The organism is Microbacterium sp. MDV22-iso44, assembly GCF_058629135.1.
Window position 1 is genome coordinate 1 of sequence record NZ_JBZVWS010000005.1, and the last position, 14,177, is coordinate 14,177.

Consider the following 14,177-nt stretch of genomic DNA (forward strand, 5'->3'; position numbering starts at 1 on the left):
CCGGACAGCCGCCCGCCGGTCCGCCGCACCCGACCCCGCCGCAGGCCGGGCCGCCGCACCCGACCCCGCCGCAGGCCGGGCCGCCGTACCCGACCCCGCCGTACCCCGGGATCTCGCCGGAACCAACGGGCTATGCGCAGGCCGCGGGACCACGACCCCGGAGCTTCGGCGCCGGTGTGGGGATCGGCACCGGCATCGGATGCGGCGCCTACGTCCTCGGCGGGCTGCTCGCGATCGCGCTGATCTCCACGGGACTTGTCGGTTTCCTCATCCCGTTCGTGATCATCGCCGTCGTCGGCATCGCGCTGATGTTCTCCGCACGGACGCGACCCATCGGCACCGGCATCCTGATCGTCACGGCCGCCGCCTGGATCCTCGTCCTCGGCCCGTGCGTCGCACTGCTGGCACCCGGCGGCTTCACCTGACCCGGCCCGCTCGAGGATGCAACAGATCCGACGCGACACCCCGATGACCGTCACGCGGATGCCGGGTGTCGCCCGGCATCCATTGCATCCGCTGACGGCGGCTCAGAGGGGAAGGCGCAGGCACACGAGCTGTGCGCGCGACTCCCAAGACGGCGCGGCGACGAAGCCCTGCCGCGCGTAGAGCGCGAGGGCGTTCGCTCGCCAGTCCCACACCGAGAGGCGCAGCCCCGTCGCACCGAGGGCGCGTGCGCGATCCGCGGCATCCGCCAGCAAGGCCGACCCCGCACCGGACCGACGCCCCGCAGGGGCGACCCACAGACGCTTGAGTTCGACGTCGCTCCCCGAGCGGTGCATCACTGCCATCCCCATGGCCGCTCCGTCGCGCTCGGCGACGAGCACCTCGCCGCCGGCGAAGGAGGCCGCGGGATCGCGCACCTCGACCGCGTAACGCTCGGGCAGAGGTCCGGGCTCGGCGAGCCCGTGCTCGACCTTCTCCCGCTCGGTCTGTGCATGATAATCGGCCAGCATCGAGGCGACCGCGGCGAGGTCGGGCGCGTCGAGACCTGCCGGGCGGACGGTGACGGATGCGCGCACCCTCCCATCTTCTCCCGCTCGCGGCTGCAACGGATCCGACGCGACACCCGGACGACGGTGACGCGGATGCCGGGTGTCGCCCGGCATCCGTTGCATCCGCTGACGCACGCCCGCGGTTGAATGGACGGATGCGCTGGACCCTCCGCCCCTCGACGCCCGACGACGCGACCTGGATCGCCGAGCTGCGCGCGGTGGTCCTGCGGCCGGACCTCGAGCGCCTCGGCCGTTACGACGAGACCCGCGTGCGGCAGCGGTTCCTCGACGCCTTCGATCCGACTCTCACCCGCGTCATCGCCGTCGACGGAGCGGATGCCGGATCGATCGCCGTCCGGCCCGCAGCCGACGGCACCTGGCTCGAGCACTTCTACCTCGCCGAGCACGTCCACGGCGCCGGCATCGGCACCGAGGTCCTGCGGGCGACGCTCGCCGAGAATCACCCGCTCCCCTGGCGCCTGAACGTGCTGCAGGGCAGCCCTGCCCGGCGACTGTACGAGCGCCACAGCTTCGCACTCGAGACCGAGGACGAGGTCGACGTCTTTCTCGTGCGCCGCGCCTGAACGACGACAGGGGTCGGATGCCTCTCGGCATCCGACCCCTGTCGTTCGTGTCGCTTACGACCCGGCGATGATGTCCGGGCTCGCGGTGATCTCGCCCGCGGCGCCCACACCGACCGCTTCGCGGCCTTCCTGGCGGGTCGTCGCGAAGACGAAGGCGTTGTTCTGGACGTCTACCGCGACGTGGTCGCCGGCGTTCAGCTCGCCACGGAGGATGCGCTCGGAGAGCTGGTCCTCGACCTCGCGCTGCATGGCGCGGCGCAGGGGCCGGGCACCGAGGGTCGGGTCGAACCCGATCTCGATGAGGCGGTCCTTGGCGGCATCCGTCAGCTCCACCGTCATGTCACGGTCGAGCAGACGCTCGCTGAGGCGCTTCGTGAACAGCGTCACGATCTGGCGCAGCTCGGCCTTGTTGAGCTGCGGGAAGACGATGACGTCGTCGACACGGTTGAGGAACTCGGGCTTGAAGTGACGCTTCAGCTCCTCGTCGACCTTGCCCTTCATCCGCTCGTAGGTCGTCTGCGAGTTGCCCTCGACCTGGAAGCCGACCGGACCACCGGCGATCGCCGACGAACCGAGGTTCGTCGTCATGATGATCACGGTGTTCTTGAAGTCGACCACGCGGCCCTGACCATCGGTCAGTCGACCCTCTTCGAGGATCTGCAGCAGCGAGTTGAAGATGTCGGGGTGTGCCTTCTCGATCTCGTCGAAGAGGACCACGGAGAACGGCTTGCGGCGCACCTTCTCGGTGAGCTGGCCGCCCTCTTCGAAGCCGACGAACCCGGGAGGGGCACCGAACAGCCTGGAGACCGTGTGCTTCTCGCCGAACTCCGACATGTCGAGGGAGATCAGCGCGCCCTCGTCGTCGAAGAGGAACTCGGCGAGCGCCTTGGCGAGCTCAGTCTTACCGACGCCCGTGGGGCCGGCGAAGATGAACGAGCCCGAGGGGCGGTTCGGGTCCTTGAGTCCGGCACGCTGGCGACGGATCGTGCGGGAGAGGGCCGCGATGGCCTCCTCCTGACCGATGACGCGCTGGTGCAGGGCCTTCTCCATGAAGACGAGACGGCTGGTCTCCTCTTCGGTGAGCTTGAAGACGGGGATGCCGGTGGCCTGCGCCAGCACCTCGGCGATCAGACCCTCGTCGACGACCGCGTGCGACGCGACGTCACCCGAGCGCCACTGCTTCTCGAGGCGCAGACGCTCGGCCAGGAGCGACTTCTCCTCGTCGCGCAGGGAGGCTGCCTTCTCGAAGTCCTGCTCCTCGCTGGCGGCTTCCTTGTCCTCGCGGACCTTGGCGATCTTCTCGTCGAATTCGCGCAGCTCCGGCGGGCTGGACAGGATCGACAGACGCAGGCGTGCGCCGGCCTCGTCGATCAGGTCGATGGCCTTGTCGGGCAGGAAGCGGTCCGAGACGTACCGGTCGGAGAGGTTCGCCGCGGCGACGATGGCGCCGTCGGTGATCTGCACCTTGTGGTGAGCCTCGTAGCGGTCGCGCAGGCCCTTCAGGATGTTGATCGCGTGGGGAAGGCTCGGCTCCGCCACCTGGATCGGCTGGAAACGGCGCTCCAACGCGGCATCCTTCTCGAAGTGCTTGCGGTACTCGTCGAGCGTCGTCGCACCGATCGTCTGCAGCTCACCGCGGGCGAGCAGCGGCTTCAGGATGCTGGCGGCGTCGATCGCGCCCTCGGCGGCACCCGCACCCACGAGGGTGTGGATCTCGTCGATGAAGACGATGATGTCGCCGCGCGTGCGGATCTCCTTGGTGACCTTCTTGAGGCGCTCCTCGAAGTCACCGCGGTAGCGGGAACCGGCGATCAGCGAACCGAGGTCGAGCGAGTAGACCTGCTTGTCCTTGAGCGTCTCGGGAACTTCGCCCTTGACGATCGCCTGAGCGAGGCCCTCGACGACGGCGGTCTTGCCGACACCGGGCTCACCGATGAGGACGGGGTTGTTCTTCGAGCGGCGCGACAGGATCTGCATCACGCGCTCGATCTCCTTCTCGCGCCCGATGACGGGGTCGAGCTTGTTGTCGCGCGCTGCCTGCGTAAGGTTGCGGCCGAACTGGTCGAGGACGGCGGAGCCGCCCTGCGCCGTGGCCTGGGCCTGCTCGCCGGCGCCGGAAGCGACGCCCGCGGGCTCCTTGCCCTGGTAGCCGCTGAGCAGCTGGATGACCTGCTGGCGCACCTTGTTCAGGTCGGCGCCGAGCTTGACGAGAACCTGCGCGGCGACGCCCTCACCCTCGCGGATGAGCCCGAGCAGGATGTGCTCGGTGCCGATGTAGTTGTGGCCCAGCTGCAGCGCTTCGCGCAGCGACAGCTCGAGCACCTTCTTGGCACGCGGCGTGAACGGGATGTGACCCGTAGGCTGCTGCTGCCCCTGCCCGATGATGTCCTGGACCTGCTCGCGCACGGCGTCGAGCGAGATGCCCAGGCTCTCGAGGGCCTTGGCGGCGACGCCTTCACCCTCGTGGATCAGGCCGAGGAGGATGTGCTCCGTGCCGATGTAGTTGTGGTTCAGCATCTTCGCCTCTTCTTGGGCGAGCACCACCACACGACGTGCACGGTCTGTGAATCTCTCGAACATCGTCTCCACCTCCACTCGACGCACTGGCGGCGTCTTACGTAGAGGCTAACGACGGCGGGATGCCGGTATGCCCGTGTTCGCCGTGGGCATACGGGATGCCGGGGCTTGCGGCCGCGGCATCCGTGGGCATAACGTTTGTCGATAACAACGAATGTCGTTATGGGGGCGGGAATGGTTTCTGGGACGGACATGCCGAGCGTGCTGTTGTGGGGCACCATCGGGCTCGCGATCGTCGCGGCGATCGTCGGGCTGATGGTGTGGGATGCGCGGCGCCGGAAGTCTCCGTCGGTCCTGCTCGACGTGATCGCTGCAATGGCCCGCGTGTGGGTGGCGATCGTGGTGCTCGGGATCGTCGTGACGATCATCCGCTGGGTGTCCGGCGGCCCATACGACCTGACTGAGATGCCTGTCTCGCTCAGGTGGCCGACCGAGCTCCCGTGCCAGTCGCGCGGCGGCGGGATCACAGGTGAGGGCGCTGTGCTGCACTGCGCGGTCGCCGATTCGGCGAGCGCCACGGTCAGTGGCCTCGACGGCGGACTGCGTGCGCTGCTCGGCTTCGGGAGCGTCCTCTCTCTGCTCGTCGCGGCGGTCCCAGGAGTAGTCATCGCCGTCCTCGGCCAGCGCGCCCTGACACGAGCGCCGTTCGCCGCTCGCTCCGCGCGGTGGCTGCTCGTCAGCGCGATCGTCGTGCTCGTGGCCGGCACGCTCGGGTCTCTCCTCAATGACGTCGGCTCGTTCCTGGTTGCACAATCCGTCCTGGCGGAGCCGATCGCCGACTCCCCTGTGACGGCGCCGAGGGCGTTCAGCCTGAACCCACCGGTATGGCCTCTCGGTGTGGCGCTGGGGCTCGGGGCGTTGAGCGTGATCTTCCAGCAGGGCGCGAGGTTGCAGCGCGAGACCGAAGGGTTGGTGTGACGTGGGCGGATTCACCTGGATGATCGGCATGGCCGCGATGCTCGTCGTGATCCTGATCGCGGCGATGATCCTCGCGTTCGTCCTTGCTGCGGGTGAGCGTCGACGCGAACAGAAGGACCCGACGTCCTTGGTGCGCGTCACCCAGATCGTGGCTGTCGTGTGGGCCGGAGTGTCGGCCGTCGGCGCACTCGTCACGCTCCTGTTCATCCTCCTCTCGCCGACAGTGTCGATCACCATGCCGATTCAAAGCTTCTGGCCAGAACTGCCCAGCCAGGTCCGCGCCGAGCCGACGGAGGCCACGCGCGTGAGCGGCGGCTTCGATTCCGTGACGCTCGACGTGGCGGGTCTGAACCCTGCCGCACGGATCACCTGGGCGATCAGTCAGGTCGCTGCCTGGCTGGTGCCCGCGTCGATTGCCGCTCTTGTCGCCGTTGCGTGCTCCCACCTCCTGTCCGGCCGCGGATTCGCTCCGGTGGTTGCGCGGATGGCGTCGGTGTCGGCCGTGTGCGTCACTGCCGGCGGCACTCTTGCGCAGGTGTTCGGAGACATCGCGGGAAGCGTGGCGTCGTCGCAGGTATTCGAGGTGACGGGCAGATCCTGGAAAGACATTCCCGGGATCGAAGACCCTTTCGCCGCCTGGGTTCCGCAGGCCAACCTCCTCATCACCTTCCCGTTCTGGCCCATCGCGGCAGGCCTCGGCCTCGCTGCTCTGGCTGCGTTCTTCCGCTACGGCTCCCGCCTCCAGCGGGACGTGACGGGGCTCGTCTGATGGCCGCCGGGACCCGGACCACGGGCGCGTTGGACCTCGTCGTCTACGGCGTCGCCGCCTCCCTCGCGGCATTGGCCGTCGCTGTGTTCCGCATCACCGAGATCCTGAGCCCCGAGGGCCCTGCCGTGACGGTCGGGGCGGATGCGGCATCCGCTGCACTGGGACTCTCGGTGGGGACGACGGTGGATACCGTGAGCGTCCGGGCGCCCGATCTCGGCGTCGGCGGCCGTTCCTGGATGATCGCGGCGGTCCTGCTCGTCGCCGTCGCGAGCGTGGTCGTGGCCGCAGCGCTCATGCGCGTCGCTCTCGCCGTGCGCCGGGGACGCGTGTTCGCCGGGGGCGCCACCCGCGCGCTTGCGGTGATCGCCGGAACGCTGACGGCGGCCGTGTTCGCGTGGCCGATCGTCGACGGGATGGGGCGACAGCACGCGATGCAATCCCTCGGCATCCGGTTCGAGACGCTGTCGATGCTCGATCTGCTGCCCCTGCTGCCGATCCTGCTGGTCGCCGTCGCCGCGGCCGTGCTGGCGAGCGCCTTCGCGCAGGGCGAGCGACTGCAGCGCGACACCGAGGGGCTCGTGTGAGTCCGACCGAGGAGGACGAGCTCACCGGCATCCACTGTCGACTCGACGAACTGCTCGCCGAACGCGGGATGACGCTGACGCGCCTCTCCGAGATCGTCGGGGTCTCGGTTGTGAACCTGTCGATCCTCAAGAACGACCGCGCCCGCGCGATCCGGTACTCGACCCTGTCGGCCATCTGCCGCGCCCTCGACTGCGAGGTCGGCGAGCTGCTCGTGCGCGCGGACTGAGCCCGCCGCGCGTCGTGTGGCGTTGCGCGTTCGGTCGCGCCGAATGGCGACCTCCGCGTCCGTGTACCCGCCATACGGCGCGACTGAACGCACGCCCCGGGATTCACTCGCGCCATGTCGCGACCTCCGCACCCGTCTACCCGCCATACGGCGCGACTGAGCTCGGGCGAGCACACCCGCACCCGCATCTCGCATGCCCGGGCAACCCGCACATTCACTCGCGCCATATGGCGACCTCGAGGCTCGCGCACCCGCCATTCGGCGCGACTGAACACACGCCTCGCGATTCAGTCGCGCCGAACGGTGACCTTCGCGCCCGCGCACCCGCCATTCGGCGCGACCGAACGCCCGCGCCGCGCGACCGACCACGCACCGCCGCGCACCCAGCCGCACACCTCAGGCCAGAGCCCGCCCCAGTCGCGCGAGCAGGTCACGCGGGTCTCCGAACACGTCGCCCTTCGTCACCCGCAGCACCCGCCACCCGGCCTCGACCAGTCGGTCGTAGCGCGCGAGGTCGGCGGCCCACTGCGCCGGATCGGTCAGATGATGCTCGCCCTCGTACTCGAGCGCCACGCGCCGAGCCGGGTACGCGAGATCCACCTGCGCCAACCACATCCCCCGAGCGACGACGTCATGGTTCACGGCCGGAGGCGGGAAACCGGCGTCCACCACGATCAGGCGCAGCCACGTCTCGGGCCGCGACCTCGACCGCACCGAGACCCGCGGCAACGCCTCGCGCAGACGCGCGGCGCCGACACGACGGCCAGCCGCCACCGCCCGCTCGAGCTGCGTCCGCGTCGTGAGCGGCGGCGGATCGGCCGGGTGCATCGGCTCGCGCACAGCGGCATCCGCGGTCGCGACCAGATCGCGCACGTTCCCGAGCGCACCCCCGAGCATCGCCCAGGTCGTCGCGGGCGACGTCACCGGCACCCCGAACAGCGGATGCCGCACCACCCCCACCATCGACGGGTGCACCGCGTGTCCCACCACACCGGCCCCGGCTGGCGCGCGATGCGGCGCGCGCACGGAGACGTGCAGCGGCCCACCCGCGGAGGAGGGAAGCGGCATCCCCCACAATTCCGCGGCCGTCACGTGACTGAAGAAGACGTGCGGGCTCATCGCGCAGGCGTAGGCCGCGACCATCTGCGCAAGGTCGCCGTCGGGAACAGCCGTCGACCGTACGCCGCGGAACGGACGTGTCAGGTCCGCGGCCCGCAGTCGCGACCGGTTCACTCCCGCCGCGCGCGCCTGCGCGACCGAGAACGGCTCCCCGAGCCCGTCGGGGAGGGATCGCGCGCGCATCCCGTCACGGTCGCTGATGCGAAAGGCGAACGGATGCCACGCCCCGCCCTGTGTGCGCAACGGCGGAAATTCGCCCGCCGGGGAGGAACCCCTACTGCAGCGCCGACGTCAGACGGGCGAGGTTGTCGAGCACGACCGATCGCATAGGCCGCTTCTCCCATTCAGCGATCGTCAGCTCGCGCGACATGCCGCGGTACTGGTCCTCGACCGTGCGGAGCTGCTCGACGAACTCCGCCCCTCGGACGAGCATCGTCACCTCGAGGTTGAGGCCGAACGAGCGCATGTCCATGTTGCTCGACCCGACCACGGCGACCTCGTCGTCGATCGACATCGACTTGGAGTGCAGGATGTAGGGCCGCTTGTACATCCAGATCTTCACACCGGTCGCGAGCAGCTGCTCGTAGTAGCTGCGCTGCGCGTGGTAGACCATCGCCTGATCGCCCTCTTCGGACACGAACAGCTCGACCTCGACGCCGCGGTGGCAGGCGGTCTGGATCGCGAGGAGCAGTCCCTCGTCGGGCACGAAGTACGGGCTGACCATGACGATCTTCTTCTTCGCGCCGAAGATGAGGCTCAGGAACAGCTTCAGGTTGTTCTCGTATTCGAACCCCGGCCCGCTCGGGACGATCTGGCAGTCGAGGTCGCCGGTCCCGGCATCCATCAGGAAGTCGGATTCGACCGCGAACACCTCGCCGGTCTCGCCGTACCAATCCGAGAGGAACACGGCCGAGAGGGATGCCACGACCGGCCCGTCGACGCGGACCATCAGGTCAACCCACTGCAGCCCGCGGCGGAGGTTCGTCTTCAGGTTGTAGCTGCGGTCGGTGACGTTCTGCGATCCGACGAAGCCCACGACGCCGTCGATCACGAGCAGCTTGCGGTGGTTGCGCAGGTCGGGCCGCTGGTACTTGCCCTTCAGCGGCTGCACCGGGAGCATCAGGTGCCACTCCGCACCCATCCGTTCGAGGCGCGCAAGCGTCGCGTGATAGTTCGGCTTCCAGCGGTTCGCCCAGTGGTCGAGCAGCACTCGAACCCTCACCCCGCGGGCGGCCGCGCGCTCGAGCGCGGCGAAGAAGCCGTCGGTGGCGCCGTCGGACTGCAGGATGTAGAACTCGACGTGCACGTAGCGCTGGGCGCGGTCGATCTCGGACGCCATCGTGTCGAGGCTGCCCTGGTAGTCCGAGATGATCTGCGCCCCGTTGTCCCCGGCCATGGGAAGAGCGCCGAGCTTGCGGTTCAGGCCGACAAGCTGCGTGAACCACTCGGGGGCGTCGGGGCGGAGGGTCCCGAAGTCGAGACCCTCGCTCGCAGCACGGAACGCGTCGTTGATCGACTCTTGCTCCTTGCGGCGCTTGCGCGGAAGACGCGGATTGCCGATGAGGAGGAAGAGGAGGATGCCGAAGACCGGGATGAAGTAGATCGCCAGCAGCCAGGCCATCGCTGCGGTCGGGCGGCGGTTGCGCGGGATGATGAAGACCGCGATGGCGCGCACCGAGATGTCGAACGTGAGGACGAGGACGATCCACCACGTCCACGTCCAGTCGACGCTGATGCTGATCACGAGGCCCCCAGAGAGTGTGGGGTCAGCCTATCGTTTCGCGGATCGATCGGCGGTTTCGTCGCGGGGAGGAAGACCTCGCTTGCTCCGCTCCTCCGCCTCGACCTGCGCGAAGAGCTTTCGCTCGGTGCGGTCCATGCGAAGGATGCTGCGGATCACGAAGGCGAAGAGCCCGGCCACCACGATCGTGGGGATCAGTCCCCAGATGACCGCGCTCCAGACCTCATCCATGTCTCCATCGTAATGTGCCGGTGCGGCCGGACGGCGCGGAGCTCCCCTAACCGCGGGCATCCTCGGCGGATCGTCCACAGCCTCGCATCCTCGCGTCCGCGAGGGGTCCCGCTCAACGACCGTGGGGCCATGTCGACCATCGTCACCGCCGCGGATTCCGCGCACTTCCTCGCCCTCGTCCCCCGCCTGCTCGGGTTCACCCCCACCGAGAGCCTCGTCGTCGTCCCGATGACCCGCGGGCGCAGTCTCGGCGCCCTGCGCATCGACCTGCCACCCCGGGGCGCTCCGCTCGATCCCGTCGCGTCGACCGTCGTCGGCATGATCTGCCGGGTGTCGGATGCCGATGGTTTCACCGCGGTCGTCTACACGGCGGCATCCGCTCGTCGCCGACTCCCCCACGGCGACCTGGCCGAGGCGCTCGAACGGGCGGCGGCGACCTGCGGACTCGGGATCGTCGACGCGCTCACCGTCGCGAGCGACGGCTGGGGCTCGCACTATGACGAGCGGCTGCCCCGCGGCGGCCGCGCGCTCGCAGAACTCGAGCGTCACCTGCCCCGCCTGGATCACGACCAGCACGACGGCGCCGCATTGCCGACCGCGGACCCCGTCGTCATCGCGGACGTCGCCGCCGCCCTGCAGTCGCTCGAGTCGGCGCTGGCCGTGCTGTGCGGCATCCCGGCCCTGGCGGATGCCCCGACGCGCATCGATCCGGCGGCGCTCGAGGCGGGCTGCGCGCTCGACGACCTGCCCGCCCTGTTCGAGACCTGCCTGACGTGGGATGCCGCGCACCTCGACCCGATGCGGACGGCCGTGCTCGCGTGGTGCCTCGCACGTCCGTCGCTCCGGGACGTCGGGATCGTGCAGTGGGCGACCGACCGGGCCGGAGGGGATGCCGCCCTCGACGCGCAACGCCGGTGGGAGGACGGCGAGGAGTACCCCGCCGACCTGGCGTCGGTCATGTGGGGCGAGAGCCAACGGCCCGACCCGACCCGGCTCGAGGCGGCGCTCGAGCTGGTGCGGCACGTGGCCGCCCGCACGCCCGAGGCCCACCGGGCGGGTCCGCTGGCGACTGCCGCATGGCTCGCCTGGGCGCTCGGACGCTCGACCCACGCCGATCGTCACGCCGCGGCGGCGCTGCGCCTCGAACGCGAGCACGGACTCGGCGAGATCGTGCGATCGTTCGTGGCGCACGCCCACCTGCCCGACTGGGCCTTCCGGCGATGACCGGGCCGCGGCATCCCACGGCCCGGTCGGATCGTCACCGCTCGACGATCGCGAAGCCGCCGGCGGGCAGGGTGAGGACGCCCGTGCGGTCCTTCTTGGCGCGCACTTCGCGCCCGCGGTCGTCGTAGACCGCGAGGTCGCCGGCGCCCACCCTGACCTTCTGCGGCGAGCGCGCCGCCGAGTGCACGAGTTCGGTGCGCGCACCGCCGTCGCCCTCGAGCACGAGGCGGGAGACGAACGGCCGGACGAGGATGCCGTCGAGCTGCACCTCGCCGCGCGTCGACACGACGCGCAGCTCGTCACGCGAACCGGGCAGGGCCTTCTGCAGCGTGTGCGGATGCATCGCACCCGGTGTCGCTGAGATCCCCTGCCGAGGACCGGTGAGCTGCAGGCTCCCCAGTCGGCCGCGGTCGCTCGTCCACGTCGACGACGTGCGTTCGCCGACCTCCGACCAGACCACGGGCTCGATCCATCGATCCGTGCCCGCCGTACCGACGTCGAACACCGCGGTCTCACCGCGCGACAGCGTCAGCTTGTCGCCCGACCAGCTCGACTCGCCCGTCCACGACTCCGGCGTCGAGATCTCACCCGTCGTGCGGGCGGCATCCTCCGCCTCGACCCACGTGAGCCCCTCACGGTCGCCGACCTCGGTCAGCGAGAGGGCATGACGCCGGACGTCCGGGTGGGCGTCGAGCGCGAGCGCGGTGAGCAACCCGTGGATCGTGGACTCCGCACCACTGTTGCGGTTGACGGTGCCGTCCGGCTGCAGACCGTCGTAGGTGACGCCGGTCGCCGGGTCGTACATGCGCTGACCGGCGTGGTTTGCGCCGAAGAACCAGGCGGCCTGCATCGCCGCGAGGTCCTCGAACCCCTCCGATTCGGTCGCGTCGGCGACCGCCAGGAGCGACTGCACCCGCGAGTCGGCCCCATAGGCGATCTGCACCCGGTCGACCGGGCTCGGGTTCCACCCGTTGTCGGGTCCACCCGCCGTGAGCAGGGTGGTCGTGAAGCTCGTCGCATCCGCGACGGCGGGACGAGCGAGCGCACGGTCCTTCAGGACGACGGATGCCGCGGCCAGCGCCGCCGGCATCTGCGAGCCCCACGCGTGCCAGATCGCCGGAGACTCCGCCCACGGCAGCACGGCTCGGTACGGCCACTCCCGCGTCGACCCGTCCGACATGGCGGCGATGCCCTTCGCGAGCTGGCGGAGCGCCGTCGCCGAGGCCCGGTCGGCACTCGCGGCGACACGCGCCGCCAACCCGAGCACGGCCTCAGCCGAGGCATCCGCCCCGTTCGTGATGAGCCAGGCCGGCACGCGCTTGCCGTCCGAGACCGTCCAGGTGCCGTACCTGGACAGGACCTGGCGGTTCAGCGCGCCGAGAGAGAGGTCGAAGCGGTCGTCGAGGAAGGCGGCGAAGGCGGGGTCCTCGTCCTTGAACGCGGCGTAGCCCTCGCCGAGCGCCCACAGGGTGCGGGCGAGCCAATAGCTCGGCCCGCTGTCGGACGGGTCGGGGAGCTCGACGGGCTCGGGAGAGGGATTGAAGGTGCCGTCGGGCTGCATCCAGAGGACGACGTTGCCGGCATCCGGACCATCGTTCGTCTGGAAGTACGCGACCGAGCGGAGCAGTTCATACGCGGTGTCGCGACTGTCGTCGTCGCCGGTGAGCTCCCAGTGGCGGATGTAGACCACGGCGGCACGGGTGATGTCGTCGGCGTTGTAGGCCCCCTGGCCCCAGTAGCCGGTCTCGGGGTCGAGGGGTCCGCCGCCGACCCGCTCGAACGTCCCACCGTCCCGGGCATCGGCATAGGTCCAGGGCATGACGAGCGCGGGCTCCTCGGCCTGTCGGTAGGTGCTGTGCCCGTCGACGTCGGCGGGCGGCGTCGCTTCGTCGAGCAGGAAGTCGAGGTGCGCGAGGTTCGTGACGGGAGGGTCGGCGGGCGCCGCGGCAGCGGCGGTGACGCCGAGCGGGACGGTCAGGGCGAGCGCAGCGAGCGCGGTGAGGCCGACGGTCCTCGCACGACGGTGTGCGGAGGTGTTCACGGGGGGATTCCTTTCGTTGCGGTGCCGAGTGCAGGTCCAGAGTCGGATCGGAGCGCTTCAGGGCGCCCGATGGCCGAGGGGACCTGCACTCGGCACGCGATCAGTCGGTGCGTTCGAGCAGGGCGACGCCGATCTTCGAGTCGGCCATGCCGTAGAACACGAACAGGCGACCGTCGACCTCTTCGATCGCGGTCGGGAAGACAACGTTCGGCACGATGCCGCTCCGCTCGTCGTCTGTCTCCGGTGCCAGCAGCGGCTCCGGAGTGCGGGCGACGACCGTCGAGGGGTCGTCGGCGTCGAGGATGAGCGCCCCGGCGGCGTAGTTGACCTTCTGCTGCTGCGCGAAGGCGCTCTCGAGCACGCCCGTCACACCGTGGTGCAGGACGAGCCAGCCTTCCGGGATGCGGCGCGGCGGCGGTCCCCCGCCGATCTTCAGCGCCTCGAACGGGAACTCCGGGCCGGCGACGAAGCGGTGCTGCTCCCACAGGGTCAGCGCCGCGAGGTCGTCGCGGACGTCGGCGAGGGGGATGTAGCTGATCCAGATCGACTGCCGTTCGTCCTCGACGCCCGCCGGGAGGCGGACGCCCTGGCCGGGCTTCGTTTCGCCGAGGTCCCACATGGGGCGGTGGAGGACGGCGAGCGCCTCCCGCCCGTCGGGCGCGGTGACCGGCTCGGGGAAGAACACCGTGTCCTTGTTGTGGAACAGGTTCAGGTCCATGTCGAGGTCGTCCTGGTACCGGAACAGCGCCGGCCCGAGTCGGCGCCACTCGCGCAGGTCGCTCGACACCGCGATCGCCGTGCGCGGGCCGAGGGGCCCGTAGGCGACGTAGGTCATGACGTGCAGCCCGAGCGTCTCGATCCAGGTGACCCGGGGGTCCTCGACGCCGGCGTTGACGACCCCGCGCTCCCACCCTCGGTCGGGTTCGAGGACGACGCCCTCGCGTTCGACGCGGGTCGGCACCCCGTCCTCCACGACGACGCGGGCCAGGCCCACGCGCGACACGTTGCCGTCGGCCACGAGTCGCGGCAGCAGGTAGAGCTCCCCGTCGGGGCCGCGGCCGGAACCGGGGTTCAACACCCCCTCGACCTCGTTCGGATCGCCCGCGGCGGGGGTCATCACGACCCCCATGCGGGTGAGTCGGTAGGGCACGTGGGTCTCGGTGGTCATGG

13 protein-coding genes and 1 pseudogene are annotated in these 14,177 nt (G+C 70.1%); 7 read left to right on the forward strand and 7 right to left on the reverse strand.

Annotated features, from left to right (window positions below; genetic code table 11):
* Positions 1-425: pseudogene (locus AC4NN1_RS13655) on the forward strand (hypothetical protein); the annotation flags it as partial.
* A gap of 102 nt (positions 426-527) precedes the next feature.
* Here AC4NN1_RS13655 and AC4NN1_RS13660 read toward each other — a convergent pair.
* Complete coding sequence (locus tag AC4NN1_RS13660) at positions 528-1,019, reverse strand: GNAT family N-acetyltransferase (protein WP_491955619.1); 492 nt, start codon at positions 1,017-1,019, stop codon at positions 528-530.
* 128 nt (positions 1,020-1,147) lie between these two features.
* On the opposite strand from AC4NN1_RS13660, the gene AC4NN1_RS13665 reads away from it, so the two are divergent.
* A complete protein-coding gene (locus AC4NN1_RS13665; protein ID WP_396661869.1) occupies positions 1,148-1,576 on the forward strand; it encodes a GNAT family N-acetyltransferase in 429 nt (142 codons plus the stop codon).
* A 54-nt stretch (positions 1,577-1,630) separates the two neighbouring features.
* Here AC4NN1_RS13665 and AC4NN1_RS13670 read toward each other — a convergent pair whose 3' ends face one another.
* Positions 1,631-4,156, reverse strand: a complete 2,526-nt coding sequence (locus AC4NN1_RS13670) for an ATP-dependent Clp protease ATP-binding subunit (protein WP_026302767.1) — start codon at positions 4,154-4,156, stop codon at positions 1,631-1,633.
* A 171-nt stretch (positions 4,157-4,327) separates the two neighbouring features.
* Here AC4NN1_RS13670 and AC4NN1_RS13675 point away from each other — a divergent pair, with 171 nt between their 5' ends.
* The 4 genes from AC4NN1_RS13675 to AC4NN1_RS13690 are packed head-to-tail and all read left to right on the forward strand — an operon-like array spanning position 4,328 to position 6,651.
* Positions 4,328-5,071: a hypothetical protein gene (locus tag AC4NN1_RS13675; protein ID WP_311868850.1), complete on the forward strand. Its 744-nt coding sequence runs from the start codon at positions 4,328-4,330 to the stop codon at positions 5,069-5,071.
* 1 nt (position 5,072) lies between these two features.
* Positions 5,073-5,840 carry a hypothetical protein gene (locus tag AC4NN1_RS13680; RefSeq protein WP_018185731.1) on the forward strand — a complete coding sequence of 256 codons (768 nt, stop codon included), beginning with the start codon at positions 5,073-5,075 and terminating at the stop codon, positions 5,838-5,840.
* On the forward strand, positions 5,840-6,424 hold the full coding sequence (locus AC4NN1_RS13685; RefSeq protein WP_491955620.1) for a hypothetical protein: 585 nt from the start codon (positions 5,840-5,842) through the stop codon (positions 6,422-6,424). The genes AC4NN1_RS13680 and AC4NN1_RS13685 overlap by 1 nt, the downstream gene beginning before the upstream one ends.
* Positions 6,421-6,651: a helix-turn-helix domain-containing protein gene (locus AC4NN1_RS13690; protein ID WP_018185733.1), complete on the forward strand. Its 231-nt coding sequence runs from the start codon at positions 6,421-6,423 to the stop codon at positions 6,649-6,651. Before AC4NN1_RS13685 ends, AC4NN1_RS13690 begins: the two co-directional genes overlap by 4 nt.
* Before the next feature lie 396 nt (positions 6,652-7,047).
* Here AC4NN1_RS13690 and AC4NN1_RS13695 read toward each other — a convergent pair whose 3' ends face one another.
* The 3 genes from AC4NN1_RS13695 to AC4NN1_RS13705 all read right to left on the reverse strand — a co-directional run bounded on the left by AC4NN1_RS13695 (position 7,048) and on the right by AC4NN1_RS13705 (position 9,742).
* Positions 7,048-7,953 (reverse strand): endonuclease domain-containing protein, encoded by a 906-nt coding sequence (locus tag AC4NN1_RS13695; RefSeq protein ID WP_491955621.1) that lies wholly within the window; start codon positions 7,951-7,953, stop codon positions 7,048-7,050.
* A gap of 91 nt (positions 7,954-8,044) precedes the next feature.
* Positions 8,045-9,514, reverse strand: a complete 1,470-nt coding sequence (gene cls / locus AC4NN1_RS13700) for a cardiolipin synthase (protein WP_491955622.1) — start codon at positions 9,512-9,514, stop codon at positions 8,045-8,047.
* Positions 9,515-9,541: 27 nt separating this feature from the next.
* Positions 9,542-9,742, reverse strand: coding sequence for a hypothetical protein (locus AC4NN1_RS13705; protein WP_491955623.1), 201 nt, complete (start codon positions 9,740-9,742; stop codon positions 9,542-9,544).
* A 129-nt stretch (positions 9,743-9,871) separates the two neighbouring features.
* Here AC4NN1_RS13705 and AC4NN1_RS13710 point away from each other — a divergent pair, with 129 nt between their 5' ends.
* Entirely contained in the window at positions 9,872-10,966 is a 1,095-nt protein-coding gene (locus tag AC4NN1_RS13710) for a DUF4192 family protein (RefSeq protein ID WP_020097795.1), read from the forward strand.
* Positions 10,967-11,000: 34 nt separating this feature from the next.
* Here AC4NN1_RS13710 and AC4NN1_RS13715 read toward each other — a convergent pair whose 3' ends face one another.
* Together AC4NN1_RS13715 and AC4NN1_RS13720 are read right to left on the reverse strand one after the other, a co-directional pair.
* Positions 11,001-13,007, reverse strand: a complete 2,007-nt coding sequence (locus AC4NN1_RS13715; protein WP_491955624.1) for a hypothetical protein — start codon at positions 13,005-13,007, stop codon at positions 11,001-11,003.
* A 100-nt stretch (positions 13,008-13,107) separates the two neighbouring features.
* Positions 13,108-14,175, reverse strand: coding sequence for a glycoside hydrolase family 130 protein (locus AC4NN1_RS13720; protein ID WP_491955625.1), 1,068 nt, complete (start codon positions 14,173-14,175; stop codon positions 13,108-13,110).
* Between the last annotated feature and the right edge of the window lie 2 nt (positions 14,176-14,177).